At 65.6% G+C, this 26,806-nt stretch carries 16 protein-coding genes and 1 pseudogene; 10 read left to right on the top strand and 7 right to left on the bottom strand.

Annotated features, from left to right (window positions below):
• Window positions 1-71: 71 nt before the first annotated feature.
• A complete protein-coding gene (locus tag ACVMIH_RS14620; protein ID WP_057016690.1) occupies window positions 72-6,089 on the bottom strand; it encodes an apolipoprotein A-IV repeat region-like domain-containing protein in 6,018 nt (2,005 codons plus the stop codon).
• A 383-nt stretch (window positions 6,090-6,472) separates the two neighbouring features.
• Between ACVMIH_RS14620 and ACVMIH_RS14615 the strand changes: the two genes are divergently transcribed.
• Together ACVMIH_RS14615 and ACVMIH_RS14610 are read left to right on the top strand one after the other, a co-directional pair.
• Window positions 6,473-6,850: an Hpt domain-containing protein gene (locus ACVMIH_RS14615; RefSeq protein ID WP_456862290.1), complete on the top strand. Its 378-nt coding sequence runs from the start codon at window positions 6,473-6,475 to the stop codon at window positions 6,848-6,850.
• Between the two features lie 161 nt (window positions 6,851-7,011).
• On the top strand, window positions 7,012-7,332 hold the full coding sequence (locus ACVMIH_RS14610; protein ID WP_016841525.1) for a 2Fe-2S iron-sulfur cluster-binding protein: 321 nt from the start codon (window positions 7,012-7,014) through the stop codon (window positions 7,330-7,332).
• A gap of 6 nt (window positions 7,333-7,338) precedes the next feature.
• On the opposite strand, the gene ACVMIH_RS14605 is transcribed toward ACVMIH_RS14610, so the two are convergent.
• Window positions 7,339-7,800: an acyl-CoA thioesterase gene (locus ACVMIH_RS14605; protein ID WP_076825837.1), complete on the bottom strand. Its 462-nt coding sequence runs from the start codon at window positions 7,798-7,800 to the stop codon at window positions 7,339-7,341.
• Window positions 7,801-7,964: 164 nt separating this feature from the next.
• On the opposite strand from ACVMIH_RS14605, the gene ACVMIH_RS14600 reads away from it, so the two are divergent.
• Both ACVMIH_RS14600 and ACVMIH_RS14595 read left to right on the top strand, forming a co-directional pair.
• Window positions 7,965-8,993 carry an NAD(P)/FAD-dependent oxidoreductase gene (locus tag ACVMIH_RS14600; RefSeq protein ID WP_057016688.1) on the top strand — a complete coding sequence of 343 codons (1,029 nt, stop codon included), beginning with the start codon at window positions 7,965-7,967 and terminating at the stop codon, window positions 8,991-8,993.
• Window positions 8,994-9,131: 138 nt separating this feature from the next.
• Window positions 9,132-9,698, top strand: coding sequence for a DUF2147 domain-containing protein (locus ACVMIH_RS14595; protein WP_057016746.1), 567 nt, complete (start codon window positions 9,132-9,134; stop codon window positions 9,696-9,698).
• A 166-nt stretch (window positions 9,699-9,864) separates the two neighbouring features.
• Here ACVMIH_RS14595 and ACVMIH_RS14590 read toward each other — a convergent pair whose 3' ends face one another.
• A complete protein-coding gene (locus ACVMIH_RS14590; RefSeq protein ID WP_456862288.1) occupies window positions 9,865-11,832 on the bottom strand; it encodes a hypothetical protein in 1,968 nt (655 codons plus the stop codon).
• A gap of 101 nt (window positions 11,833-11,933) precedes the next feature.
• Entirely contained in the window at window positions 11,934-13,010 is a 1,077-nt protein-coding gene (locus ACVMIH_RS14585) for a lysylphosphatidylglycerol synthase transmembrane domain-containing protein (RefSeq protein ID WP_028337716.1), read from the bottom strand.
• Between the two features lie 617 nt (window positions 13,011-13,627).
• Between ACVMIH_RS14585 and ACVMIH_RS14580 the strand changes: the two genes are divergently transcribed.
• Entirely contained in the window at window positions 13,628-15,016 is a 1,389-nt protein-coding gene (locus tag ACVMIH_RS14580) for an MFS transporter (protein WP_456866488.1), read from the top strand.
• A 147-nt stretch (window positions 15,017-15,163) separates the two neighbouring features.
• Window positions 15,164-17,566 (top strand): EAL domain-containing protein, encoded by a 2,403-nt coding sequence (locus ACVMIH_RS14575; protein WP_229191182.1) that lies wholly within the window; start codon window positions 15,164-15,166, stop codon window positions 17,564-17,566.
• A 14-nt stretch (window positions 17,567-17,580) separates the two neighbouring features.
• On the opposite strand, the gene ACVMIH_RS14570 is transcribed toward ACVMIH_RS14575, so the two are convergent.
• Window positions 17,581-18,015, bottom strand: coding sequence for a hypothetical protein (locus ACVMIH_RS14570; RefSeq protein WP_168855013.1), 435 nt, complete (start codon window positions 18,013-18,015; stop codon window positions 17,581-17,583).
• Between the two features lie 82 nt (window positions 18,016-18,097).
• On the opposite strand from ACVMIH_RS14570, the pseudogene ACVMIH_RS14565 reads away from it, so the two are divergent.
• Together ACVMIH_RS14565 and ACVMIH_RS14560 are read left to right on the top strand one after the other, a co-directional pair.
• A pseudogene (locus ACVMIH_RS14565) lies at window positions 18,098-18,701 on the top strand (hypothetical protein).
• Window positions 18,702-18,787: 86 nt separating this feature from the next.
• Window positions 18,788-19,144: a hypothetical protein gene (locus tag ACVMIH_RS14560; protein ID WP_156436156.1), complete on the top strand. Its 357-nt coding sequence runs from the start codon at window positions 18,788-18,790 to the stop codon at window positions 19,142-19,144.
• Window positions 19,145-19,234: 90 nt separating this feature from the next.
• Here ACVMIH_RS14560 and ACVMIH_RS14555 read toward each other — a convergent pair whose 3' ends face one another.
• On the bottom strand, window positions 19,235-20,578 hold the full coding sequence (locus ACVMIH_RS14555) for an aminotransferase-like domain-containing protein (protein WP_456862286.1): 1,344 nt from the start codon (window positions 20,576-20,578) through the stop codon (window positions 19,235-19,237).
• A gap of 182 nt (window positions 20,579-20,760) precedes the next feature.
• On the opposite strand from ACVMIH_RS14555, the gene ACVMIH_RS14550 reads away from it, so the two are divergent.
• Together ACVMIH_RS14550 and ACVMIH_RS14545 are read left to right on the top strand one after the other, a co-directional pair.
• Window positions 20,761-20,997 carry a DUF1127 domain-containing protein gene (locus tag ACVMIH_RS14550; protein ID WP_456862284.1) on the top strand — a complete coding sequence of 79 codons (237 nt, stop codon included), beginning with the start codon at window positions 20,761-20,763 and terminating at the stop codon, window positions 20,995-20,997.
• A gap of 294 nt (window positions 20,998-21,291) precedes the next feature.
• Window positions 21,292-23,832: a sensor domain-containing protein gene (locus tag ACVMIH_RS14545; protein WP_456862282.1), complete on the top strand. Its 2,541-nt coding sequence runs from the start codon at window positions 21,292-21,294 to the stop codon at window positions 23,830-23,832.
• A 247-nt stretch (window positions 23,833-24,079) separates the two neighbouring features.
• On the opposite strand, the gene ACVMIH_RS14540 is transcribed toward ACVMIH_RS14545, so the two are convergent.
• On the bottom strand, window positions 24,080-26,581 hold the full coding sequence (locus tag ACVMIH_RS14540; RefSeq protein WP_456862280.1) for an arylsulfatase: 2,502 nt from the start codon (window positions 26,579-26,581) through the stop codon (window positions 24,080-24,082).
• Window positions 26,582-26,806: the final 225 nt, after the last annotated feature.

Here is a 26,806-nt window from a genome sequence, read left to right as displayed (position 1 = left end):
CAATCCCGCCCAAAACAAAACGGAGGCCGTGAGGCCTCCGTTTCCAATCGCTACTCGCTTACTTCGCCAGCTTACCCCAGCCGTCCCGCGGCGTGCGCGAGCAGGGTGTAGACCAGCCCGGTCTCCGAGGTGAGGTGGCTGCTCAGCTCCTGCTGGCCGCGGCCGTCGCGGGCTACTTCGTCGAGCAGGCGCTCGAACTCCGCGATGTAGCGGTCGACCGTCTGCTTGAAGCCGCGGTCGGCGCGATACTTGCGGGCCACCTCATCGAAGGCCTTCTGGCCGGCCGGCGTGTAGAGGCGCTTGGAGAACGCCTTGTTCTCGCCGCGCTGGTAGCGATCCCACATCTCGGCCGCAAGCGTGCGGTCCATCAGCCGGCCGATGTCGAGCGACAGCGACTCCAGCGGATTGACGGGCTGCTGCTGCGGACGCGGGCGCTGCTGGGCGTCGCGGCTCTGCGGGGCAGGCGGCGGTGCGTCGCTGCGGTTGAGCAGGTCGGACAGCCAGCCGTCGCCGTTGTTGTTGGAGCCTGCCGGGCTGACCGGCGGGGCCTCGGTGCGGCGCGAGCTCGTCATGCCGAGATCGGGCGGCGGCAGCGTCGAGGCGCTGTTGCCGTTGTCCCGCATGCGCACATCGCCGCGGCCGCCGGCGGCAGCCACCGCCGGCTCCTCGTGGCGAACGCTCGCGCGGTTGGTCGAGACCACGTCGAGTCCGCGGCCGTGATGAGCGACGATGCGGTTCAGCTCGGCCAGCGCCTCGATCTGGTCGACGATCACCTTGCGCATCTGCGCGGTGTTCTCGGCGGCCTCCTGCGGCATCTCGAGCACGCCGCGGCGCAGCTCGTTGCGGGTGGCCTCGAGCTCGTTGTGCATCTCGCTCGCCATCTGCTTCATCGCCGTGACCATCGCGGAGAACTTCTCCGTCGATTCCTTGAACATCGCATCGGTCTCGGCGTTGCTCTGCTGGTAGAGGTCGTTCATGGCGTCGACGGTCTGCTGACGCTCGTTCTCGGCCGCCTGGCGCACCGCCTCGAACTGCCTGCTGATCGCAGCCGAACCGGCGCCTGCGGTCTCCGCCACCACGCGGGCGATGTCGCGGGCGCGTTCCTCCGCCGCTCCGAGCGATTCATCGAGCAGCCCGGTGAAGCGCGACAGCCGCTGGTCGAGATCGGTGGTGCGCAGGTCGATGGTCGTGACCAGCGCTTCCAGCGCCGACTTGCGCTCGCTGACGGAGGCCGTCGTCGAGCGGTTGGCCTGCTCGACCACGGCAGCCGCATCAATCAGCGCCTTGCCATGGGTCTCGAACTGGCTCGACAGCGCGCTGAGATCTTCCAGCGCCTTGCCGGTCTTGCTGTTGAACACCGTGAGCTGGTCTTCCAGCGTCTGGGTTGCCACGCCGTTGCGCGAGGTGACGTCGTTCATGGCGGACACGAAGTCGGCCACGCGGGTCACCAGCGCGCGCTCCAGCGAGTTGAGGTTGTCGTGGGCGCCGGTCAACACCTCCTGCAAGAGGATGTTGCCTTCGCGCAGCCGCTCGAACAGCGCGACCGTATCGGTGCGCAGGATCTTGCTGGTCTCCTGCATCTCCGTGACGGCCGAGATCGAGACCTGGCGCGACTGGTCGATCGCCGTGCGCGAGGCCTGCTCGAGCTCCTTGAGCGACTTCGCCACCGCGCCGGTCGCCTGATCGCCGGCCGAGGTGATGTTGCGCGCGACATCGCTGCCATGGGCCGCCATCGACTGCGAGAAGGCGAGGCCGCGGGTTTCGATCGCCTTCAGCGCATCCGCAGTGGCGCGATCCATGTCGCTCGACAGCTGCGTGGTCTTGGCGGTCAGCGCCTCGACCAGCGAGCCGCGGCGGCCGTCGACCATCTGCGACAGACGCTCGGTCTGCTGCTGCACATAGGTGACGATCTCGTCGGTCTTGCCGGTCATCGCCGAGCCGAAGGCGCTGGAGGCCGACAGCACCGAACGTTCGATGTCGGCGGAGGTCGTCTTGACCTTGGTCGAGACCTCGTTGGACATGGTGATCAGCGCGGCCTGCGCGTTCTGCGCCGAGGTCTGGATGTTGTCGGTGGTCTTGACCGTGACCGCACCCAGCGCGCGCTCGATATCGGTCGAGAGCGTGCGGATCTGGGCGGCGGCATCGGCGGAGGTCGCCGCAAACGAGCTCTGGGCTTCGCGGGCGCTGCCCAGGATGGTCTGCGCAGTCTCCGCGCTGGCCGTGGTCAGCGAGCGCTCGATCTCGGCGGAGATCTCGCGGATCTGGCTTGCGGCCTCGCTGGAGGTTGCCACGAACGAGCTCTGGGCTTCGCGGGCGCTGCCGAGGATCGCCTGCGCGGTGTTGGTGCCGACCGAGGTCAGGGTGCGCTCGACATCGACGGCCAGCGACTTGACGTGGTTGGCTGCTTCCGTCGACGCGGTGACGAGGGTGTTCTGCGCCTCGCGGGCGCCGGCCGTCAGCATCTCGACGGTGCCGGAGCCGGCCATCGACAGCGCACGCTGGATGTCGGCGGCAAGCGCCGACACCTTGGTCGCAGCCTCGGTCGACGCGTTGACTAGGGTGCTCTGGGCCTCACGCGCACCTGATGTGATCGATTCCGCGGTGGCGGAGCCGGCCATCGACAGCGAACGCTCCATGTCGGCCGCCAGCGAGCGGACCAGTTCGGTGGCCTCGGTGGATGCGCCGGCCAGCGTGCTCTGGGCCTCGCGGGCGGAAGCGACGACGGCTTCCGCGGTGGCGGAGCCGGCCATCGACAGCGAGCGCTCGATGTCGGCCGACAGCGTGCGGACCAGATTGGTGGCGTCGGTCGACGCGCCGGCCAGCGTGCTCTGGGCCTCGCGGGCGGAAGCGACGACGGCTTCCGCGGTGGCGGAGCCGGCCATCGACAGCGAGCGCTCGATGTCGGCCGACAGCGTGCGGACCAGATTGGTGGCGTCGGTCGACGCGCCGGCCAGCGTGCTCTGGGCCTCGCGAGCGGAGGCGACGATGGATTCCGCGGTGGCGGTGCCGGCGGTCGAGAGCGAGTGCTGCACGTCGGCCGCGAGCGTGCGGACCAGGTTGGCGGCTTCGGTGGATGCACCGGCAAGCGTGCTCTGGGCCTCGCGAGCGGAGGCGACGACGGCTTCCGCGGTCGCGGTGCCGGCCATGGAGAGCGAGCGCTCGACGTCGCTGGCGAGCGACTTGACCTGGCCGGTGACGTCGGTCGACGTCGAGATCAGCGTGGTCTGGGCCTCGCGGGCACCGGTCATGATCGCCTCGGCGGCGGCAGAGCCGGCCATCGACAGCGACTGCTCGACATCGGTGGCCAGCGACTTGACCTGGCTTGCGGCCTCGACCGAGGCGCTGACCAGCGTGGTCTGCGCGTCGCGGGCGCCGGACAGCACGGAGGCTGCGGTGGCGCTGCCGGCCGCCTGCAGCGTGCGCTCGACATCCTCGGACAGCGCCTTGATCTGCGAGGCGACGTCGCCGGAGGCCGAGACCAGCGACACCTGGGCGTCGCGGGCACTGGTGAGGATCGAGTTGGCGGCGCTGGTGCCGACCGCGGTCAGCACGCTCTCGACCTCGGCCGAGCTCAGCTTGAGCTGGTTGCCGACGTCCGCAGACACGGTAAGCAGCGCCTGCTGCGCGGTGCGCGCGCCGGTCTGGATGGTTTCGCTGGTGTTGACCACGAGGTTGGTCAGCGAGCGCTCGGCGTCCTCGACATGGGACTTGATGCTCGACGACAACAGCTCGGCGCGGGACATCAGGTCCTCGCTCGCCTGGCGGCCGCTGCTCTCGATGCGGCCGGCGACGGCCTCGACGCGCGAGCCCAGCAGGTCCTCGAACTGCGCGACGCGGGTGTCGATGTCGCCGGCGATGACGCCGACGCGGCTCTCGATGCCCTGCTGGATGTCGGCGAACCGCGCCGAGATGGTGTCGGTCAGATTCGCGCTGTGACCATTGATGGTGTCGGCGAGGCGGGTGCTGTGGCCGTTGAGGGTGTCGACCAGGCGGACGCTGTGGCCGTCGATGGTTTCAGTGACGCCGTTGATGCGATGGTCGACCGCGGCGATCGCCTGCACGGTGCCTTCGGTCAGGGTGGTGGTGAGCAGGCCAAGCCGCGAGTCGATCGACTGGATCGCCTGGGAGGCGCCGTCGGTCAGCTGGGTCGCGAGCGTGCCGAGATGGCCGTCGATGGTGTCGGTGACCGACTTGGCGCGGCTCTCGAAGGTGACCTCGAGGGACTTCATGCGGCCGTCGATCGCATCATCGAGCGATTGCAGACGGCCGTCGAACGAGCCGATCTTGCTGGCGAGCGAACTGTCGAACGACGACAGCTTGTCGGTTAGCGAGGCGTCGAGAGTGGTGACGCGGCTGCCGAGCGTGGTCTCGAACTGCAGCAGGCGCTGGTCGAGCGAGGCGGTGATCTCGCCGCTGTTGGTGGTGACACGATGGTCGAAGGTGTCGACATAGGTCTTCAGGCTGTCGGCGATGTGCTGGGTCCGCTGGCCCATGCGCTCGACGATGTCGCCGCCGAAGGTCTTCACCGTGCGGTCGAATTCCGAGATGTGACGGGTGATCAGCGCGCCGAGCGTGCCGGAGTCGCGGGCGAATTTCTCGGCGAGCTCGCTGCCATGGTTCTTCACCAGGTCGTCGAACGCGCTCATCTGCAGCGACAGCGAGTCGTGCGCGGTCTCGGTCTGGCCCACCACCTTGGCGACCAGCGAATTGACAGTGACGTCGAGCGCCTCGCTTGCCTTGTCGCCGGACGTCATGATCTGGCCGGCGAGGCGGTTGCCGGCATCGTCGATCTTGCTGACAAGGTCGTTGCTGCGCAGCTCGAGCTCGAGCAGCAGCGAGTCCGCGGAGTTCTTCAGGGAGTCGTGGACCTCTTCGGTGCGGTCGGAGATGCCGTCGACGATGACGGACGAACGCTGCTCGAACTCGCCGGTGATGCGGTCGATGCGCTCGTTGAGCAACTCGTGGACGCGATCGGCCAGATCGACGAACTCGTCATGGACGTGGCCGGTCTTGAAGTTGAGGCTGGTGGTCAGCCGCTCGGAGGCGTCCATCACCGCGCGCGTGGTCTCGGCGCTGGCTTCCTCGAGACGGTCGAGCAGGTCGCCGCCGCGCTCGCCGAGCGCGAGGATCATGTTGTCGCCGGCATGGCTCAGCGCGGTGGTGATGTGCTGGCCGCGCTCTTCCAGCGCGCCGGTGATGCTCTTGGCGACCTCGTCCACGCGCGAGGCGATCGCATCCGAGATCAGCGCGATGTCGTGGCGCAGGTCGATCTGCACGCCGGAGATCGCGCTGCGCACCTGCTCGGCCTGGCCGACCAGGTTGTCGCGCTGGTGGGCGATGTCCTGCAGCAGCGCGCGGATGCGCACCTCGTTGTCAGAATAGGCGCGTTCCAGCGCCGCGACCTCGTTGGCAACGAGGGTCTCGAGTTCGCCGGCGCGCGCGATCGCGCGCTCGACGCCGTCGCCCATCGCCGCGACCTCGCGGCGGATCGCCTGGCCGACCGTCACCATGGAATCGGCGGCGGCGTTTTCCGGCTCGGAGAATCGCATCGCGACCTGCGCCATCGATTGCGCGATCATCTGCATGCGCTGACCGTGCGCGGCGAGGCTGGCGAGATAGTAGAACAGCAGGATCGGCACGGCGAACAGCGCGGCAAGGCCGGCGAGCACCAGGACGCCGGTGCCCTGGGCCATCGAGGCCTGCAGGGCCGGCCAGAACGCGATGGTGAGGATGACGCCGCCCAGCAGCCAGGCGCCGGAGCAGACAAAGAACAGCGTGAAGGCGTTGCGCGCGCGTCCTCCCTGCAGCGTCTGCAGCATCTGGCCGATGGTTTCGCGATCATCATTGGCGGCGCGGCGCGGCGCGCGCGGTTCTTCGATCGGCTCGAACGCGGAACGATCGGTATTACTCGGACGGGACTCGAACGATGTGGCTGAAAAATCGGCGGCGGGCGGCAGGTTCGGCGGCGCGGCGCCTTCGTTGAGGGGACTGCGATTCTCCGCGCCCTGTTCGCTGATGTTGAGGGCTTCCTGGATGGCAGAAAGCGCGACTTCGGTGGGATCTTTGACCTTCTTGGGAGTGTTCGCCATGTTCAGTCTGAGCCCTCTCACTATTTTACGCGTCGGCGAGCCTGCGATCGTCCCCACGCAAGCTCGAAGCCGGTGCCCACAAGCGGAGCGCAAGCCGGCCCCCTGGGGCGGCTTGTCCGCTACATCCGCAAACATCCTATTGGGAGAGCGATGCGAATGAAATGCTTGCGATTAATACTTTCTTAATCATCGTTAACAGCTTTGCGCCATAAGGCCTTATGGGCACTCGAAATTCCGGCTGTAGAGCGCCGATTGTGTCCGGAAATTGTCCAGAATCGGGCGGTTTTGCCGATCATCCCAACAACAATCCGTTAACCAGTTTCGTGATTGGCTGGGCCAACGATCCGCCGGCGAGGGCCCGGCGGAGACGACAGGGACAGGCCATGCCGCTTCACCTCGAACGGGTCGAATGGACGCAATCGCCGCCGCTGGCTCCCGGCGCCGGGCCGATCGACGTCGATCATCTTCAGCGCATGACGCTGGGTGATCCGGGCCTTGAGCGGGAAGTGCTGGCCATGTTCTCGACCCAGTCGGCCCGGATCCTCGGTGAACTGACCGCCTTGCCGCCCGAGGCGGCGACCCATGCCCATACCCTGAAAGGATCGGCGCGGGCGATCGGCGCCTTCGGCGTCGCCGAGGCTGCTGCCCAGCTGGAGACCGCGCTGAGCGGCGGTTCCGATGCGGCCCAGCCGCTTGCCGCGCTCGGCGCCGCGATTGCCGAGGCGCGCACGGCGATCGAGCTGATCCTGGGCCGCTCCTAGGCGTCTGGCGTCTCGGCGGTCCGCCGCGACAGCTTGGGCGGCATCCCAACCGGCGGGCAGGTTTTCGGTCTCCGCGCTAGCGCTGTGCGGACCGACCCGTTATACGACTGCCCGGGACCTTTCCATCCATCGTCCGGCGCATTCCGGCAGCACGAGCAATCATGGCCAAAATCCACTTTATCGACCATTCCGGCGAGAAACGCACAGTTGACATCGAGAACGGCGCGACGGTGATGGAAGGCGCGATCCGCAACGCCATTCCCGGCATTGAAGCCGAATGCGGCGGCGCCTGCGCCTGTGCGACCTGCCATGTCTATGTCGATGAAGCCTGGCGCGAGAAGGTCGGCGCGCCGTCACCGATGGAAGAGGACATGCTGGATTTCGGCTTCGACGTGCGTCCGAATTCGCGGCTGTCCTGCCAGATCAAGGTGACCGACGATCTCGACGGATTGGTCGTGTCGACGCCGGAGCGACAGGCCTAAGATCTCTTATTCGCCGTCCGGATTCACTCCGCGACGGACCCAGCGGCGGAAGTTCTGCTTGACCTCCGCCGGCAGCGGCGTCGGCCTGCGCGTGGCCTCATCGATCATCACCGTGACCGCCTTCGCCGACGCCACGCATCTGCCTTCTGAAAACACCACCTGGTCGAAGGTGGTCGATGTGCGTCCAAACTTGACGAGACCGAGCCCGAGCTCGATCTGACCCGGCCAGTGCAGCTCGGCGCGGAAATGGATGTCGAGGCGCACCATGATCCAGCCGAGCCCCGCCGGCATCAGCCCCATGCTGCGGTCCTTCACCAGCGTGACGCGGCCGGTTTCAAAATAGCTCGCATAGACGGCGTTGTTGACGTGCCCGTTGGGGTCGAGATCGGCAAAGCGCACATTGTCGGACAGGCGGTAGGGAAAGTCTTCCAGGCGCGGCGCATCGTCAGCACGAACAGGGGCATTCACGAGGGGGATCTCCGTCGGTTTCCCGCCCATACAGCCGACTTGCGCAGGCTCGGCAAGGGGTTGCCGCGCCAGCCGCTGTCCCTATTATGCATGTCGCGATCCGGCCCACTTGGCTGGACAGGCGAAAAAGCCGTCCAGTCGATTTCAACTGAAAAGAAGCGGACATGAGCGAAGCGATCAAGACCGATGTGCTGATTATTGGCGCGGGCCCCTGCGGACTGTTCGCCGTGTTCGAACTGGGCCTGCTCGACATGAAGGTGCATCTGGTCGACATCCTCGACAAGATCGGCGGGCAGTGTGCCGAGCTCTATCCCGAGAAGCCGATCTACGACATTCCCGGAATTCCCTTCGTCACCGGTCAGGGCCTCACCGAACAGCTGCTGGAGCAGATCAAGCCGTTCAATCCGACCTTCCATCTCAACGAGATGGTGGAGAGCATCGAGAAGATCGGCGATCCCCTGTTCCGGGTGAAGACCGATGCCGGCAAGGAGTTCGAGTGCAAGGTCGTCGTGATCTCGGCCGGCGGCGGCTCGTTCCAGCCGAAGCGCCCGCCGGTGCCGGGCATCGAGGCCTATGAAGGCACGTCGGTGTTTTATGCCGTGCGCAAGATGGAGCAATTCCGAGACAAGAACATCCTGATCGTCGGCGGCGGCGACTCCGCGCTTGACTGGACGCTCAATCTGCATCCGATCGCCAAGCGCATCACGCTGCTGCACCGGCGCGACGATTTCCGCGCGGCGCCGCACAGCGTCGAGCAGATGCGTGCGCTCGTTGCCGACGGCAGGATGGATCTGAAGATCGGCCAGGTCACGGGGCTCGAAGGCGCCAACGGCCAGCTCTCGGGCGCGGCGCTCAAGGGCAACGACAATGCGGTCTCGACGATCGCCTGCGATACGATGCTGCCGTTCTTCGGACTTACCATGAAGCTCGGCCCGGTCGCGAACTGGGGCGTGGCGCTGGAGAACAATCTGGTGCCGGTCGACACCGCGGCGTTCGAGACCAACGTGTCAGGCATCTTCGCGATCGGCGACATCAACACCTATCCGGGCAAGCTCAAGCTCATTCTCTCCGGCTTCCACGAGGGTGCGCTGATGGCGCAGAAGGCGCACCGCTACGTGTATCCGGACAAGCGGCTGGTGTTCCAGTACACAACCTCGTCATCGAGTCTGCAGAAGAAGCTCGGGGTGAACTGATTTCACTCGGGCAGAGACCAATGCCAGGGGCATGGGCCACTTCCTGCGCGGCTCCTGCGCGGCGCGGGCACTGGAACGCTCCGTGAAATGGCCGTAGTCTGCTTGTAGTCGAGTTGGTCGATTGATCAGGTGATGATGATGCGGAACACGCTATCCAGACTTCGGCTGATCCTCGCGATCGCCACGGCCTTTGCGCTAGCTGCTCCGCTTGCGGCCTCGGCGGCCGACCCGTCGGCTGCCGGCCTGTGGCAAAAGATCGAAGACGGCAAGCCCGAGGGCTGGTTCCTGGTGATCGAGCGCAATGGCCTGTTCGAAGGCATGATCGCAAAGATGTTCTCATCGCCCGGCGACCCGCCCAATCCGGTTTGCTCGAAATGCACCGACGATCGCAAGGACATGCCGTGGCTCGGCATTCCCCTCATCCGCGACATGAAGCGCAACGGGCTCGCCTATGAAGGCGGCAACGTGCTCGATCCGCGCAACGGCAAGGTCTACAAGGCCAAGATGACGTTGAGCGCCGATGGTCAGACGCTGACCATGCGCGGCTTTCTCGGCATCTCGCTGTTCGGCAAGGATGAGGTCTGGACCCGGCTGCCTGACACCGCGGTGGCCCAACTCGATCCCGCGATCGTCGCCAAATATCTGCCGGCGCAAGCCGCCGTGGCGAAGCCGGCGGCGCCGGTGCCCGCGACGAAGCGGCACTAAGGCGCGATGAGATTAGGTTGAATCGTCATCGCGCTTTAGTTCTTTGTTTGAGCATGATCTTTTCGGAAAACCGCTTCGCACTTTTCCGGATCATGCTTTAGCACTTCTCTCTAACGCTCCGATCTGCGCACGCTCGTGCTCCGCTCTTGCGTGGCAGCGTGAGCGTTCAGCGCTGTCCCGTCGGTGCAGTCGGCATCGGCAGTGGCGCGACCGGCTCGGTAATCACTTCGGGCACAGCGGTATTCAACTGCAGCACGGTGGTGGCCGCGGGGACCGCCGCATCGGCCATCGCGGCATGGCCTTCGGCGCTCGGATGCACCGCGCCGCCATACACCGCCGACAGGATGCCCCATGTCGCGTCGTGGATGTCGCTTGGCTGCATCGAGGACGGCAGGCCCTGCGGGTAGGTCATCGCCGTGAAGTAGCTGTCATTGGCGTCGCGGATCCAGCGCGCGCGCGGCAGATAGGCGCGGTATTCGCCGGCGCTGCGGCCGCATTTCAGCGGCTGGTTGGCCGCGGCGACGATGTCCGAGACGAAGCTGTCGCCGTTGGCGGCGAAGCAGTCGCGGTCGAATTCCGGATCGGTCGAGGCGCGTGCGCAGAAGCCATGGCTCGCAAACGCGTCCTGATGCGCATCGACGAAGGTCATGCGATCGGCCTGCGGATTGCGGCAGATGATGCCGGACTGGCACTGCGCGATCGCTTTGAGCTGCGGCAGGAACTCGTTCTGGACGAAGCTCGACACCGACGCGAGGCGGTTGGGATCCGCGTTGAACGAGGGATGGATCTCGAAGCCGGCGCGGCCGCCGGGGCAGGGCGCGCCGCCATTGGCCAGCGCCGGATTGGCATAGGCCGTGTAGATCACGTGCGAGAGATCGCCGCCGACCAGCGGCTTCAGCGCATCGCGCAGCTTGGCAAAATCGGCCGGCAGGTCGCGCGCCAGCGCCGAACGGGCATCGTCGACGCTGGCCATCGAGCCGCCGCGGCTGAACAGCGTGCGCTCGGTCGGCGTGTCGACGATCACGTTGGCGACGAGGCCGGAGAAGTAGATATCGTTGGCGCCGATCGAGAGCAGCACGAGGTCGAGGGTGCGGTCGGGCTGACGGCGCTTGGCGGCGGCGAGTGCCGTGCGCAGCTCCGCGATCTGGCCGTTGACGGTGCCCGAGCAGGTGTTGGCTGTCTTCGTCGGCAGGCATTCCCGCGCCTGCTGCGAGCCGAGCAGGCCGTCGGCGATGGTGGCGCCGGTGCAGGCCAGCGGCAGATAGGTCACCGCAATGTGCGGATATTGCACGGCGAGCGCGAGCGCCGTGCGGGTCTGGTAGCTGTACAGCGACCGGTGACAGGCGGAGTTGAGCCACAGCGCGCTCTGGCGCTGCCAGTTGGTCAGGGTGTCCGGTGCTTCGCAGGCGCGGCCGCCTTTGTAGCCGGCGCGGCTCGGCCGGTAATATTGCGCTCCGCCGAGATAGGAGCGGAAGCAGAACCCCTCGTCGGAGAGCGCAATCGCGCGGTCGGGATTGCCCTCGCCGGATGCGATGCTGTCGCCGAGGCCCGCGATCAGCAAGTCGCGTACCTCGATCTGCGTCGTCACGCGCTGGTTGGCGTCCGAGCCGCTTGCGACGTCGACGGTCGCGACCGTGGTGCGGCCGTAGCGGACGCGCAGGTTGATCGGCTCGGCGCAATCGAATGTCGAGGATTGCGGCCCATCGCCGTCGTCGAACGACCAGGCGCAGGTCGCGCCGACCGGAACCGGCCCGGTGAGCCGAACGACGATCGGATGATCGATCGGCGTCAGATAGCTTTCCTTGACGTTGTCGCGCGTGCAGGGCTCGCTGACGCGGCCCTGCAGGTCGATGCAGAGCCGGTTTACGGTGTTGCGCGCCCAGCCGCGGCCGTCGCTTTGCAGTTCCAGCGTCTGTTCCGAGGCCAGCACGCTGCGGCCAAGCCCGCTCTCGACATGCAGGCGGAAGTCGCGTTCCTCGCGGAACAGGCGGAAGCGGTTGCGGACCTCCCAGGAAATCTGCAGCTGGTTGTCCTGCGCCTCCGTGGCCGATGCGAAGACCGCGGCCAGCGCGCTGCCGAGCAGCACGCTGCAGACCGTCACCCGAAACGAAAATCGAACCAAAAAGCCAATCATGGCGCGGTTTGACGCGAGCGGTACGGCGAAAATAAGAGAAGCGGCCGCGAGGATCGAAAATCCGGGGTCGAGGGCCCGCACAGGGCCGATAACGTTGTCCGTTACCGTTTCAGCTGCCTGACCCGCTGCTGCCGGCTTTCGATCGGTTGCCGCACGGTCGCCGAAGCCGTGCAGGCTTGGCTTAGTCGTTTCCGCTCTTGCCAGGGCTGCACCACGTTGAGCCAGAGCTCGCGCATGCCCATGATCGAGATCGAAATCCCGAACGGGATCAGGAAGTAGAGGATGCGGAACACGACCAGCGTCGCCAGCAATTGTTCCTTGCTGAACTCCGGCAGCGCCACCAGCATCGCGGCGTCGAACACGCCGATCGAGCCGGGGGCGTGGCTGGCAAAGCCGAGCAGCGTCGCCAGGATGAACACGACCGCCAGCGAGACGAAGTCGATATGCGGCTCGGTCGGCATCAGCAGGTACATTGCGAGCGCGCAGAAACCGAGATCGACCACTCCGATCAGGATCTGCAACAGCGTCAACTTGGCCGAGGGCAGCACCACCTTCCAGCCGTTCTGGCCGAGCTCGCGGCGCTTCTCGCCGGTCAGGAGCCAGACGAAATAGGCGCCGATGCCGGCAAGGCAGCCGAGCGCGATCAGCCGGTTCATCGCCGGCGGCAGCAGGTCCATCGCCGACGCCGCCGCCGGGTGCCAGGCCATGCCGAAGCCGAGCACGAACAAATTGCCGAGCCAGAAGGTCAGGCCCGACAGAAAGCAGATCTTGGCGACGTCGATCGCGGAGAGGCCATAATCGGAATAGATCCGGAAGCGGATCGCGCCGCCGGTGAAAACCGTGGCGCCGATATTGTGGCCGATCGTGTAGCTCGTGAAGCTCGACAGCGCTGCGATGCGGTAGGGGACATGGATCTTGCCGATCGTGCGCAGCGCGAAGAAGTCGTAGAAGGTCAGCGTGCAGAACGCCCCGACCACGCAGAGCGCCGCCAGCGCGATCCGGTGCGGCGCGATGTTGGTGAGCGCGGTGAGAATGATGCCGGTATCGACGCCCTTCAGAGTGTGAACAAGCGACGTGATCGCGAACGCGATGATCAACACACTCGCGGCGATCCCGAGCCGTTTCCAGCCGATCTTTTCCTTGAAACCACGCCCGAGCGTGGTCAGCAGCCGAAGCATTCATCCTCCCGGCGGGGCGGCAAATTTCAGTGGGACCCGGTCACGGACGGCGACGGGTGACGGGCAAACGCACCGTACGCGATGACCCATAAGGCAAAACCGATGCGTTGTGCAGCCCTTGACAAGCCAACCTTCGGCCCTCGTCCAGCGTCATTGTCATATTGGCTACATATGTTCTCGCTCTGCGGAATGTGAGTCGCAGGACCGCGATGGGGCCACTGCATGTTCCGCCGTTTCAGGCAGTTTCGTCGGCTTTTTTGCCGATTTTGCGGCCGTCCCGGCGTCGATGCGGGTTCGTTGGCGCGAGGCGAATGGACGATATGCATCAGCATGGGGACGGCTGAGCCGGCTGTGACGTTTACCAAAGTGTGAAGTCGGCGCGCGCATGCGCATGATCCGCCCTGCGCTCGGGCCGGTGAGCCGCGCGAAGGCGGTCCGTAGGTCTATTGAGGCAAAACGCCGCGCAAGCGGGCCGCCGTCGGACAGATCGGCCAGGCACGCGATTTCACACTTCGATCCGTGGCGAAGTGTTGCGGCGAAACGAAGGCCTATGTCTCGCATTGGTTGCCGAGAGCAAGGACAAGACCATGCAACAGACATCCCTGAACGTCCGGCACATGCCGGACCGCCGCGCAACGTCGCATCAGCAAACGAGCGGGCTCGCGGCGACGTTGACGCTCGCCGCGATGAGTCTCGGCTATGGCGTCGTGCAGCTCGACGTCACCATCGTCAACACGGCGCTCAACGCGATCGGCGCCTCGCTCGGCGGCGGCGTTGCCGAACTGCAATGGGTGGTCAGCGCCTACACGATTGCCTTTGCGGCCTTCATCCTGACCGCGGGCGCGCTCGGCGACCGGATCGGCGCCAAGCGCATCTTCATGGCCGGGTTTGCGATCTTCACCGCGGCATCGGTTGCCTGCGCGGTCGCGCCTGATGCGGCGACGCTGATCGCCGCGCGCTGCGTGCAGGGGCTGGCCGCGGCCATCCTGGTGCCGAACTCGCTGGCGCTGCTCCGCCATGCCTATGAAGACGAGAAGGCGCGGGGACGCGCGGTCGGTGTCTGGGCCGCGGGCGCGAGCCTTGCGCTGACCGCCGGCCCGTTCATCGGCGGCGGACTGATCGCGCTGGTCGGCTGGCGCGCGATCTTTCTGGTCAACCTGCCGATCGGCCTCGCCGGCTTGTGGCTCGCCTGGCGCTTTGCCAGCGAAACCACGCGTCATCAGCAACACCGGCTCGATCTGCCGGGGCAGGTCGCGGCGATCGCCGTGCTCGGCACGTTGGCCGGCGCGCTGATCGAAGGCGGCGCGCTCGGCTGGGGCAACCCGTTCGTGATCGCAGGCTTCGCTCTCGCCGCCGTCTTCTCCGTGCTGTTCGTCTGGCGTGAGGCGCGCGCGCCGCAGCCGATGCTGCCGCTCTCGCTGTTCCGCCACCGGATGTTTGCCCTGACCTCGCTGGTCGGCCTCCTGGTCAATGTCGCGTTCTACGGCCTGATCTTCGTGCTCAGCCTCTACTTCCAGCAGGTCAACGGGCTGTCGGCGTTCGCCACTGGCCTCGCGTTCGTGCCGATGCTCGGCGCCGTGCTGCCCGCCAACCTGATCGCACCGCATGTCGCGGAGCGGATCGGCGCGCCGGCGACAATCGCGCTCGGCGCCGCTCTCTCTGCCACCGGATGCCTTGCGCTGCTGTTCATCGGCCCCGGCACGAGTTATCTCGCGATCTGCCTGCAATTGCTGGCCATGAGCGGCGGCCTCGGCCTGCTGGTGCCGCCCCTGACATCGGCGCTGCTCGGCAGCGCCGGGCCACAGCATGCCGGCATCGCGGCCGGGGTGTTGAACGCGACCCGGCAGACCGGCAGCGTGCTCGGTGTCGCGCTGTTCGGCTCGATGGTCAGCCGGTCCGCGGCCTTCATCACCGGCCTGCATGCGGCCCTCGTCATCTCCGCCGGCGTGTTGCTGGCGGCGGCTGCGCTGATCTGGATCGGCGCATGGTCAGAGGCTCGGCGCTGAGACGAACCGCAGCGAGGCATCTCCGCGTTGCCCTGACCCGATCGCCTGCATTCAAGGCTTCTTCACCATGCGTGGAACCTTGCTGCGGTGCGGTTACCGTTCCTACACGAATGCGTCTGTTCTTATAGGTCCATAAAGGGGGCCTATATGTATCGCGTTCTGACCTGTCTCACTTTGGAACATGACTGGCGGTTGGTCGTCCTCGGCGGGGTGATCTGCCTGCTCGCCAGCGCCGTCGCGATCAGCCTGTTTCACCGTGCCCGCGCTGCGCAGGGGCGGGCCCGCGAGATCTGGATCGGCCTCGATGCGGCGGTCGGCGGTTGCGGTATCTGGGCCACCCATTTCGTTGCCATGCTGGCGTACGATCCCGGCATCGAGGCCGGGTACAACATTCCCATCACGCTGCTGTCGCTGGTGCTCGCGGTTGCGATCCTGGCGGTCGGATTGGCCGTCGCCACGCTCGATGGACGCTGGCAGACGGTTGCGGCCGGTGGCGCGATCGTCGGCGCCGGTGTCGCGGCGATGCATTACACCGGCATGCTCGGGCTGGAGCTGCCCGCGCGCATCATCTGGTCGCCCGGCATCGTCGCCTCGTCGATCGCGTTCGGAAGCCTGTTCGGCGCGCTCGCGCTCGTCGTTGCCACCCGTGGCGAACGTTTCGGCACCACCGCCGCAGCGACCGGTCTTCTGACCGTCGCGATCGTCTCGCATCATTTCACCGCGATGGGCGCGGTGACGCTCGTCCCGGATCCGACCATCGTTTCCGGCGGACTTACGGTCTCGCCGCGCGTGCTCTCGTTCATGACCGCCGTTGCGGCCTTCGCGATCCTCGGCCTCTCGCTGATCGCCTCGATCCTCGACCGTCGCGCCAAGACCGAACTTCACAAGCAGAAGGTGGTGCTCGATACCGCGCTGGAGAACATGTCGCAGGGGCTGTGCATGTTCGATGCCGACGGCCGCATCATGCTGTTCAACGAGCGCTACAACGAGATGATGGGGCGCAGTCGCATACCGCTGCAGGGACGCCTGCTGATCGATGTCCTGCAGGACCTCCATTCCATCGGCGAGTGGGACGGCGATCCCGAGGAGTTCTGCAATGCTCTCGTCGCCGAGGCAAAGGCCGGCCACAGCGCGACGCGGATCGTCAGCCGCAACGAGCGCGCGATCCGTGTCGTCGACCAGCCGATGAAGGGCGGCGGCTGGGTTGCGACCTTCGAGGACATCACCGAATGGCAGCAGGCCCAGGAGCAGATTTCACACATGGCGCGGCATGACGCGCTGACCAATTTGCCGAACCGGACGCTGTTTCGCGAGCAGCTCGAGAAGGCCTCGAGACTGGCCAAGCGTTCCGACCAGCTGGCCGTGCTCTGTCTCGATCTCGATCATTTCAAGGAAATCAACGACACGCTCGGACATCCGATCGGCGACGCGCTGCTGCGCGAAGTCGCGCGCCGGCTGGGCGAATGCGTCACCGAGCACGACACCGTGGCGCGGCTCGGCGGCGACGAATTCGCCATCGTGCAGTTCTGCAGCAATTGCGAGCCGTCCGTCGTGTCGTCGCTGGCAAGTCTCGTGGTCGAGCGGATCGCCGCGCCCTACGAGATCGGCGGCCATCAGCTCGTGATCGGCGTCAGCATCGGCATCTCGCTCGCGCCCGAGGACGGCAAGGATCCCGACGAATTGCTGCAAAAGGCCGATCTCGCGCTGTACCGCGCCAAGGCCGACGGCCGCGGCACCTATCGCTTCTTCGAGACCGGGATGGATGCGCGTGCGCAGGCGCGCCGCCTGCTGGAGCGCGACCTGCGGCTCGCGCTCGAGCATGACGAGTTCGAGGTCTACTACCAGCCGATCCGCGATGTCGCGGGCGATCGGATCGTCGCCTTCGAGGCCCTGGCGCGCTGGAACCATTCGCTGCGTGGCCTGATCGCGCCGAACAATTTCATTCCTGTCGCCGAGGAAACCGGGCTGATCGTTCCGCTTGGCGAGATCGTGTTGCGCAAGGCCTGCGCGGATGCCGCGGGCTGGCCCGAGGCCGTCGCGGTTGCCGTCAATCTCTCGCCGGTGCAGTTCAAGAACCCGAACCTGGTGTCGTCGGTGAAGGCGGCGCTGGAAGCATCGGGCCTGTCGGCGGACCGGCTTGAGCTCGAGATCACCGAATCGGTGCTGCTGCAGAACAGCGAGGCGACGCTCGCGGTGCTGCATGAGCTTCGCGGCTTCGGCGTCCGCATTTCGCTGGACGATTTCGGCACCGGCTATTCCTCGCTGAGCTATCTGCGCAGCTTCCCGTTCGACAAGATCAAGATCGACCGGTCCTTCGTCACCGACCTTGCGACACGCGAGGACTCGATGGCGATCGTGCGCGCGGTCACCGGCCTCGGCAAGAGCCTCGGCATCGTCACGACAGCCGAAGGGGTCGAGACCGATACCCAGTTCGATCTGCTGCGTCGGGAGGGCTGCACGCAGGCGCAGGGCTATCTGTTCAGCCCGCCGCGGCCGGCAGCCGACGTCGCCAAGATGTTGCGCAGGACGCCGGAACGGTCGGTCGCCTGAGTTGGAGGGCTAGCTCAGCTCTTGCGCAGGGCAAAATAGGCGCCGCAGAACGCCATCAATGCGCCGAGGCACAGGGCGGCGAGGCCAGCGAGCACGGCGGAAATGGTCGAGACCGTGCTCGGCGCTGACGCGGCCTGGCCGGCACCGGCCAGCATCAGCACGCCGACGACGATCAGGAAGTTACGCATCCGCTGCGGGATCTGGCCGGCCACCGCGCTGTGCATCAGATTGGCGGTGAAGTAGCCGCCCGAAAATCCGACGGTCGCGATCAGCCACCACGCAATCGCGGCGCCCGCCGGCATGAACTCGTGGCTGTCGGAGCGCCACAGGCCGCCGAGATCGAGCCCATAACGCGCGCCGAGCATGTGCACGGCAAGCGCCAGCAGCACGCCGGATATCATCGCGCCGCCGAGGATGAGGTAGCGCGGAAAATAGGTCGTCTCGGGCATGGCTCGCTTGTAGGATAGGCGCGACAGGCTGCGCAAGCTGCGTGTGCGTTTGAACAGGTGGAACGGCGGATTGCCAACAACGTTGCAGGATCGATCGGAGGCAGGCGAGGGCTCGCCGCTGCGCTATGCCTACAAGGCCTCATTGATCGGCTCGGCGCACCAGTTCGAGCTGACCGAGGACGGGCTGGCGTGGCGGATCGCCGGCCGGTCGGGCGTGTGGGACTATGCCGACATCTCCGCGGTGAAACTGTTCGCCCGGTCTCGATGCAGCAGCAGCGGTTTCGCGCCGACATCGACAACGCCAAGGGCGGGCGGATCGCGATCCTCTCGACCACCTGGCAGACCGCGACGCTGGTGGCGCCGCAGGGCCATCTCTACCGCGACTTCATCGTCGAGCTGCATCGCCGGATGCAGGCGGCGGGCAGCAACGCCAGGCTGGTCGGAGGCCTCGGACCGAGACGTACACCGCCGCGCTGGCGCTGCTGGCCTGCCTTGCGGTGGCAATGATCGGATTGCTGCTGACGGCGCTGCTGACCTCGAACTGGATGGGGGCGCTGTTCCTGGTCGGCTTTGCGGCGCTGTTCACCTGGCAGGTCGGCGGTTTCGTCACGCGCAATCGGCCGCGGCGCTACAGCTTCGATCAATTGCCCGATGCGCTGCTGCCGAAGGCGGTTCGCAATCGGTGAAGCGGTTCGCGCGGCCGGACTGTAAGCGGGTTGTAAGCAACGCGCTGTAAACTCGGCGACGGATTTGCTTTTGGCTGGAGCGTCAGATGACAATCCGGACCCCATTTTTGGCTCTGTGCCTTGTGCTCCTGAGCATCCCGCCGGCTCTTTCCAAGGGCAGCGTGGGCAACAAACATGATCCGCTTGATCACAATCACGTCGACAATCTGCCGCCCGACGTGCGGCGATACGTTGCCGGAATTTGCAAGGGAACGCCGGTCGCGCAGCACGACTTTGCGACCTACTCGCCGCAAGAAAAGCGCTGGCGGATAAACCTCGAATATCTGCAGTGCGGCGTGATCGGGGAGTATCGCAAAGGCAACCAGTGCATGGATGTGGACTTCGTAGCCGAGGGCGCGCATTTTCGTCTCGTGAGAAAGACGTATGCGGCCTGTGGCTTTTGATGCCCTGGCGCTCACTGGAAATGGGCCGCTGCGAGTGCCACTCCTATCCAATTCTGGACTGCGGCGCTGCTTCGGAGTGAACGTGCGATGTCACTCCGTCGAGTCAAAATCCTCTTCGGTCGCGCTCAGCATTCCCGCCAGTGTCCGCAGGCCGAGGTCGAGTTGCTCCATCGGCGGTGCGGCGAGTGCGAGCCGCACCGCATTGGGCGCGTGCCCCGGCGTGGCCGCAAAGGTGGTCGACGGCGTCAGCGCGATGTCGCGGCGCGCCGCGGCCGCGACCAATGTCTGCGAGCGCCAATGCGGCGGCAAGGTCAGCCAGAGATGATACGACTTCGGATTGGTCTGGATTTCGAAATCGGCCAGATGCTTGGCCGCCAGAAGCTGGCGGCGGCCGGCATCGATCCGTTTCAGCCGTGACAATTCGGCGGCGGTGCCGTCGGCCATCAGCCGCTGCCCCGCGGCGAAGGCGTAGCCCGACGCGGTCCAGCCGCCCGAGCGCACCGCGGCCATGATGCTCTCGCGCAGCCGCGGCGGCGACACGATGAAGCCGAGCGCAAGGCCCGGCGCGACCTTCTTCGACAGGCTGTCGAGCATGATGCAGCTGTCGGGCGCCAGCGCGGCGAGCGGCGCCTCATCGTCGAGAAATCCGTAGACGCCGTCCTCGATGACGATGAGGCCGAGCTTCTCCACCACGCGCAGCAGCTCGGCGCGGCGTTCGGGCGGCATGGTGATGCTGAGCGGGTTCTGGATCGTGGGCTGGACGTAGATCGCGGAGAGATGCGCCTCGCGATGCGCCTTCTGCACCGCATCCGGTCGCACGCCGTGTTCGTCCATCGCGAGCGGCACCAGCGAGATGCCGAGCCGCGCCGCGATGCCCTTGACGAACGGGTAGGTCAGCGCCTCGACGCCGCAGCGTCCGCCGGGCGGCGCCACGGCGGCGAGCGCGGCGGCGATGCATTGCCGGCCATTGGCGGTGAACACGATCTGGTCGGGATTTGGCGTCCAGCTTTTGCGCGCCAGAAATTCCGAGGAGATGGTGCGTGCCGCCCGCGTGCCAAAGCTGGTCGCCGGCCGCAGCGCGCCCTCGAGCACCTCGGGCCGCTCCAGTCCTTCGAGGCTCTTGGCGATCATCGTCGCCTGGTGCGGCAGCAGCGGATAGTTGAACTCAAGGTCGATGCGGGCGCCGCGCGGCTCGGTCGGGGCCGTGATGCCGCGGCGTGCCTCGCCGGACACGAAAGTGCCGCGGCCGACTTCACCGACTACCAACCCGCGCCGCAACAGTTCGGTGTAGACCCGGCTCGCCGTCGAGACGGCGATGTTGCGGTCATAGGCGAAATGACGCTGCGGCGGCAGCCGGTCGCCCGCCTTCAGCGCGCCGCTGGCGATCTCGGCGGCCACCGCATCCGCCAGCTTCAGATATTCGAACCTCGACATTATTGCACCGAGAGCAATGTTTTACTTGCTCCGAGCAATGTACCGGATCATTTAAGAGGGAACAAGCCCATGATTGCACCGAGGAGTGCGCAAGCAATCCGCGGTCCCGGCGGCGCAGGCTCTGAAACAGCATTTGCGTCAACGGCGTAGCTTTGTCTATGGGCAGCGAAGGAGAGATGACAATGTCAGCGATATCCTCAGCCGCCGCAGCGCCCGCGCGGCCTAGTACATTGGGCGGATTGCTCCGATTGCTCCGAGTGTGGGGCGATGCGCTCGCGACCTATTGGGTGCGCCGCGAGGCGATCAAGATGCTGCGCCAGCTCGATGACCGGGCGTTGCGCGATATCGGACTCTCGCGCTGCCAGATCGAGACCGCCGTCACCGGCGACTTCGACCTGGAGCTGGTGCGGATCCGTTAAGATGCCGGTGCTGCGCTAATGCATGATCCGGAAAAGTGCGAAGCGGTTTTCCCTCGCGACAAACGCGGGACGCGTTTGCGCGGAGGTCATGCTCAAACAAAGAGCTAAAGCGCGATGACGATTCAACCCAATCACGTCGCGCCTTAGGGCCGGGCGCCGACTGCCGGTTGCAGAATTCACCGAAACTACACCAAAAAAGCGGAAGAGCCCCATCTCGTCACCGCCGTCGCTCCAAGGTTGTGACGCTCTATGCTAGCCTGTTAGCTGCGTACGCTAGCGTTGAGTTGGGGACCGATGGCCGCTCGCAAATTGTCGCAAGGGCAGGCCCCGACCCGGGAAGCGCGTCGCCGCTGGCATGAGGAGCGATCGCTGCGCTGTGCGATCCGGTTGGCCCGCATGGGCTACTGGGAGTCGCAGAGTGCCGCCGCGACCGATCTCTGGATATCGCCCGAGCTCGCCGCATTCTACGAATTCGACACCGCCGACGGCTACATCCCCATCGCCACGGTGCGCGAGCGCTATCTGCCCGAAAGCAGGAAGCTCCTGGAGGCGCATTACGCGGCCTGCTGGGCGGAGGGGCGGCCCTATGCGGTGCGGACGAGGCTCCGCAGTTCCGATGGCAGCCTGCTCGACTGCGTGGTGCATGGCGAGCCGGAATTCGACGCGGACGGCCAGGTTCGACGCGTGTCCGGCATCGTCCGCGACGTCACGGAGGAGACCTCCGCGCTGCGGCGCCTGGCGGAGAGCGAGCAACGGCTGGCCGATTTCGTCAGCACCGCCTCGGACTGGTGCTGGGAGAGCGACGCCGAGCATCGGCTGCTGCCCTATCCCAAATCGCTTGCCGGCAATGCGGCGTTCCAGACGGTGGCCGCTGGCAGGAAGGCGCGCTGGGAGCTGACTTATGCGCCCGAGGACGGCGAGGCGATGGCGCGGCACCGGGCCGATATGGAGGCCCATCGCCCTTTTCGCGACTTCACCTATACGCTGATCGGCAAGGACGGCTCGCGCGTCAGCATCTGCACCAGCGGCAAGCCGATCTTCTCCGATGACGGCAGCTTTCTCGGCTATCGCGGCACCTCCAGCGACATCACCCAGCTCAGGGCGGCCAAGGCGCTGCTCGACCAGCGCACGCGGGCGCTGGAGGAGGCCCACCGCCTCGGCAAGATCGGCACCTGGAGCTTCCGGCTGGACAGCGGCCGTACGATCTGGGCGCCCGAGCTCTACCAGCTTCTCGGCCTGCCCGATACGTTCGAGCCGACCGATGAGAACATGGGACCCTATTTCCTGGACGGCGACGCCGACCGCTTCCGGGAGGTGCAGAAACGGGTGCTGCGCACCCGCCGTACCGAGGCCACGGATCTACGCATCCTGCACGCGGACGGCATGCCCCGCGATCTGGCTGTGATCTGCAAGGCGGAGGTTGCCCACGACAAGGTCATCGGCATCATCGGCACCGTGCAGGACGTCACCGAGCGCAAGGAAGCCGAGCGCCAGCTCGAGCAGCTCGCCTACAGCGATCCGTTGACCGGCCTTGCCAATCGCGCGCTGTTCACGCGCCAGCTCGCCGCGCTGACCGAAGGCTGCTCCCAGGGAGGCCGGACCGGTGCGCTGCTGCTCATCGACCTCGATCGCTTCAAGGAGGTCAATGATTCCCTCGGCCATGCCGCCGGTGACGAATTGCTGATCAAGGTGGCGGCTGCGTTGCGGCAGGACTTGGGGCCGCGCGCCTTCATCGCCCGGCTCGGCGGCGACGAATTCGCCGTGCTGGCGGATGGATGCGACACGTCCGACGCCGCGCTGACCGGGCTTGCCGATCGGCTCGTCGGCAAACTGTCCGGCCCCGTCGATCTTGCCGAGGGCGAGGCCTCGGTCGGCGCCACCATCGGCATCGCCCGCCTGCCGGAGCACGGTGCGACGGCGGAGACTGCGGTGCGCAACGCGGACCTCGCGCTCTACATGGCCAAGGAGGCCGGGCGCGGCCGGGCCCAACTATTCGAGCCGGTCTACGCGCAGGCCGTCGATGAAAGGCTCGATCTCGGCCGCCATCTGCGCCACGCCGTGGAGGCCGGCGCCCTCGAGGCCCATTACCAGCCGCAGGTGGACCTGAAGACCGGCCGCGTCACCGGCTTCGAGGCGCTGCTGCGCTGGACCCATCCCGAGCGCGGGCCGATCTCGCCGGCGGAGTTCATCCCGATCGCCGAAAGCTCCGGCCTCATCGTCGACCTCGGCCTGTGGGTGCTGCGCGAGGCCTGCCGGCAGGGCCGCGCCTGGCTGGATGCCGGGCTGCCGCCGCGCTCGATCTCGGTCAATGTCTCGCCGGCGCAGATCTGGAGCGTGGATTTCGAGACCGCGGTCTCGGCCATCCTGGCAGAGACCGGTTTTCCGGCGGAGCTGCTCTGCCTGGAGCTGACCGAAAGCCTGTTTGTGGACCACACCGAGCAACGGATCAGCCGCACGCTGACGGCGCTGTCCGGCTTGGGCGCCCGGCTGGCGCTGGACGATTTTGGCTCGGGCTATTCCTCGCTCGGCTATCTGACGCGCCTGCCTTTCGACTGCCTGAAAGTGGACCGGGCCTTCGTGGATGGCATTTCCACCGCGCCGGAGAAGCGCAAGCTGCTCGGCGGCATCATCGCCCTGTCGCACGGACTGGGCATGACGGTCGTGGCGGAGGGCGCCGAATTGTCCGCCGAATTGGACGTGCTCGGCGGGCTCAATTGCGATTTGGTGCAGGGCTTCGTGTTTTCCCCGCCGATCGCCGCCGACAAGGCGCCGCTGGTGGCCGCCAGCATCGAGCGCGCGGCGCGCCGGATGCAGCCGAAACGGAATCGCCTCTAGGCGAACACCGCTTTGGCCGCATTCTTTGCCCGTGGCGTTGCCTCGATGGTGGCAGCTGACCAATCAGCTGGACCGTGTACTCACAAATCGGAGCTGGATGAGGGGCGCTTGATGTCCGTTCTCACCCTGACAGCCGCGCGAAGGCGGACCTCGCCGGAGGTTCGAGAGGGGCCACGAACGGAGATCGACGACCGGGCGCACTCCAGTTCTTTCTTCCAGGACGCCGCACCCGCCGCATCTTGATCGATCAGTGAACGGCCGCCAACGCCTCTGCCAATTGCTCGTGCAGTCGGCGCTGCTCGTCGGCGCTGAGCTTCGAAGGTTCGAGCACTACGACAAATCTTTTGAGCGTTCCAGTGAAGCGGAACGGCATTTGGTCGGCGTACTCCTCTAGCACAGGTGTTCCGGTATCCTCTCCAACGTCAAATGTTTCGTCCAGTGAGAAGCGAGCAGGGATCGTCTGTGGAACACGACCTTGCGAGACCTGCTTTTCGTCTACTAACAGCGTCGCGGTAGCTCCTTTGCCAATGCCACCGCCGTCGTAGTCGAATTTAACGCGGACGATATGATTGCCTACCGGAAGCCGCTGATCGGAAGCAACTCTGAACTTGTGGTCGGGCTGGTTCGAAACTGCGTAGGCGAAGACAGGCTTGCCGTCCATTACCAGCAGTGCCCAGCCGCCGAAGCGCCCCCCTATTGTCGCCAACGCGCCGTTTGCACCGCCTCGCGGGATGGCGACTTCGGCAGCAATCGTCCATGATTTATTTTTGAAGTCAGGCGCTGAACCCTCCGGAATGCGGATCATTCCCGGATAGTAGACGAACTCGCTCCGTCCGCGGGTGAGACTGGGTCGAATTGCCGGATCAACCCGGGATGCGAAGCTGGAGTCGAGCGGGTAGACATTGAACTTCCGTGCCTCGACATCAAACGCGTCCTGTAGCTCTCTGAGCTTATCCGGATTTTTCGCAGCCAAGTTGTTTGCCTGGCTGAAATCATCATTGACGTTGTAAAGCTCCCATTTGAAGTCATCCGGGTTCGGCTCGTATCCGCTCGTTACCCAAGGCAGGCGAAGTGGTGTCGTGCTCGCCATCCAGCCGTCCTTGTAAATCGCACGATTCCCAAGCATCTCGAAATATTGAGTGCCGTGGCGCGTCGGCGCGGTGGCGTTGTAGAAGGTGTAGACAAGGCTAGTGCCATCCAATGGCTTCTGCTTCACACCATCCAGCATATCCGGCGGTGTGATCCCCGCGGCCTCATAGATTGTCGGCACGATATCAATCACGTGGCAGAACTGGGTTCGCAAGCCGCCCTTGTCCTTGATGCGTGCCGCCCACGATATCACCATGCCGTTGCGGGTGCCGCCGAAATGCGATGCAATCTGCTTCGTCCATTGCATCGGAGTATCCATCGCGTGCGCCCAACCGACCGGATAGTGGTTGTAGGTCAGCGGGCCGCCCAGCTCGTCAATCATCGAGAGCAGAAACGGGAGGCTCTCCGTCACGCCATTGGCGGCGGTAGCGACCTCGTTGGTCGTGCCCTGCTGGGTGCCCTCGGCACTCGCGCCATTATCGCCCATCATGAAAATTACGAGTGTGTTATCCATCTGGCCTGATTGTTCGACGGCGTCGAGCAGACGTCCGATGTTATAGTCGGCGTGTGACAAGGCACCCGCGTACACTTCCATCATCCGCGCATACAGGCGCTTCTGGTCCGCCGACAAGGAATCCCACGCTGGGATCTGTTCCGGGCGGGCGGTGAGATTGGCATCGGGCGGCACAACTCCGAGCTTGATCTGCCTCGCGAGCGTCTCCTCGCGCAGCTTGTCCCACCCTTGATCGAACTGCCCCTTGTATTTCGCGATCCAGTCTTTCGGCGCGTGATGTGGTGCGTGCGCGGTGCCGGTCGCGTAGTAGAGTAGCCACGGCTTGTTGGGCGCGAGCGCGTGCTGCATCCGCATCCAGGCAATCGCCTTGTCGGCCAGATCGCGATCCAGGATATAGGTAGGGTCGCCCAAATAGGGCTCGATTGGCGTCGTGTTCTCGTAGAGCGCCGGGTGCCATTGGTCGCTATCACCGCCGATGAACCCATAGAAGTATTCAAAGCCCAGTCCATTCGGCCACAGATCGAACGGGCCCGCCTGACTGGACATCCAGTCCGGCACATTGTGCATCTTACCGAACCATGACGTGTTGTAGCCGTTCTCCTTGAGTACCGCCCCTACGGAACCGGCACTCTTCGGCACCAGCGAATTGTAGCCGGGATAGCCGGTCGCGAACTCAGTAATGACTCCGCTGGCCACCGAGTGATGGTTGCGTCCGGTGATCAGTGCGGCCCTGGTGGGAGAACACAGCGCGGTGGTGTGGTAACTGTTGTAGCGAAGCCCACTGTCAGCAAGCCGCTGAAAGTTTGGGGTCTGGATAGGCCCTCCAAACGTGCTGGTCGCGCTGAAGCCCACATCGTCAGTCAAGATCAGGAGGACGTTCGGTGCCCCCGCTGGGGCCTCAACACTCTTTGGAAAGTCGGAGACCGAGCCCTTTACCGTGCGTTCGATTTTCCCTGAGAAGGGCGGCTCTGGTCTAGGCAGTACCGGGTCTGTCGCGGCATATGCCGTGCGCGGTTGGACAGTCGACGTGACGACCGATGCCGCAAGGAGTGAGGTGGAGCCGAGCAGACGTCGTCGAGTGATCCCGACTCTGTTGGTAGAGGAGGAAGGACGATTGGACTTCTTGCCTTGTTCGTTGTCGCGCATGGCTGCCTCCTACGAATACCGGCGTGTCTCCGAGATTACGGTCATCCGGCCGTCTCTGGGCGACATCTGTCTCCGAGCGGTCGGCCGCTCGGTAGTCATCGGCCACTGTTCGGGCAGCGCGGGTCCACTGGAACTCGGGCCTATGGTGGCTGCTGTGCAGCGCAACGGATATGCCGTTCGTGGCTGGGATAGCACCGCTGGTCCGTTTCGGGCTTAAACTCGCGG

The sequence above is a fragment of the Bradyrhizobium sp. USDA 4503 genome, from assembly GCF_054055815.1.
The sequence above is the reverse complement of the archived record's forward strand: the minus strand, read 5'-3'. Positions and strand labels throughout refer to the sequence as shown.

Excerpts from the sequence above, each read along its gene's own strand:
- ACVMIH_RS14575 (WP_229191182.1), top strand. The coding sequence starts at position 15,164 with ATGTATCGCGTTCTGACCTGTCTCACTTTGGAACATGACTGGCGGTTG.
- ACVMIH_RS14570 (WP_168855013.1), bottom strand. The coding sequence starts at position 18,015 with ATGCCCGAGACGACCTATTTTCCGCGCTACCTCATCCTCGGCGGCGCG.
- ACVMIH_RS14610 (WP_016841525.1), top strand. The coding sequence starts at position 7,012 with ATGGCCAAAATCCACTTTATCGACCATTCCGGCGAGAAACGCACAGTT.
- ACVMIH_RS14620 (WP_057016690.1), bottom strand. The coding sequence starts at position 6,089 with ATGGCGAACACTCCCAAGAAGGTCAAAGATCCCACCGAAGTCGCGCTT.
- ACVMIH_RS14555 (WP_456862286.1), bottom strand. The coding sequence starts at position 20,578 with ATGTCGAGGTTCGAATATCTGAAGCTGGCGGATGCGGTGGCCGCCGAG.
- ACVMIH_RS14540 (WP_456862280.1), bottom strand. The coding sequence starts at position 26,581 with ATGCGCGACAACGAACAAGGCAAGAAGTCCAATCGTCCTTCCTCCTCT.
- ACVMIH_RS14550 (WP_456862284.1), top strand. The coding sequence starts at position 20,761 with ATGTCAGCGATATCCTCAGCCGCCGCAGCGCCCGCGCGGCCTAGTACA.
- ACVMIH_RS14585 (WP_028337716.1), bottom strand. The coding sequence starts at position 13,010 with ATGCTTCGGCTGCTGACCACGCTCGGGCGTGGTTTCAAGGAAAAGATC.
- ACVMIH_RS14595 (WP_057016746.1), top strand. The coding sequence starts at position 9,132 with ATGCGGAACACGCTATCCAGACTTCGGCTGATCCTCGCGATCGCCACG.
- ACVMIH_RS14600 (WP_057016688.1), top strand. The coding sequence starts at position 7,965 with ATGAGCGAAGCGATCAAGACCGATGTGCTGATTATTGGCGCGGGCCCC.
- ACVMIH_RS14545 (WP_456862282.1), top strand. The coding sequence starts at position 21,292 with ATGGCCGCTCGCAAATTGTCGCAAGGGCAGGCCCCGACCCGGGAAGCG.
- ACVMIH_RS14590 (WP_456862288.1), bottom strand. The coding sequence starts at position 11,832 with ATGATTGGCTTTTTGGTTCGATTTTCGTTTCGGGTGACGGTCTGCAGC.
- ACVMIH_RS14615 (WP_456862290.1), top strand. The coding sequence starts at position 6,473 with ATGCCGCTTCACCTCGAACGGGTCGAATGGACGCAATCGCCGCCGCTG.
- ACVMIH_RS14580 (WP_456866488.1), top strand. The coding sequence starts at position 13,628 with ATGCCGGACCGCCGCGCAACGTCGCATCAGCAAACGAGCGGGCTCGCG.
- ACVMIH_RS14560 (WP_156436156.1), top strand. The coding sequence starts at position 18,788 with ATGACAATCCGGACCCCATTTTTGGCTCTGTGCCTTGTGCTCCTGAGC.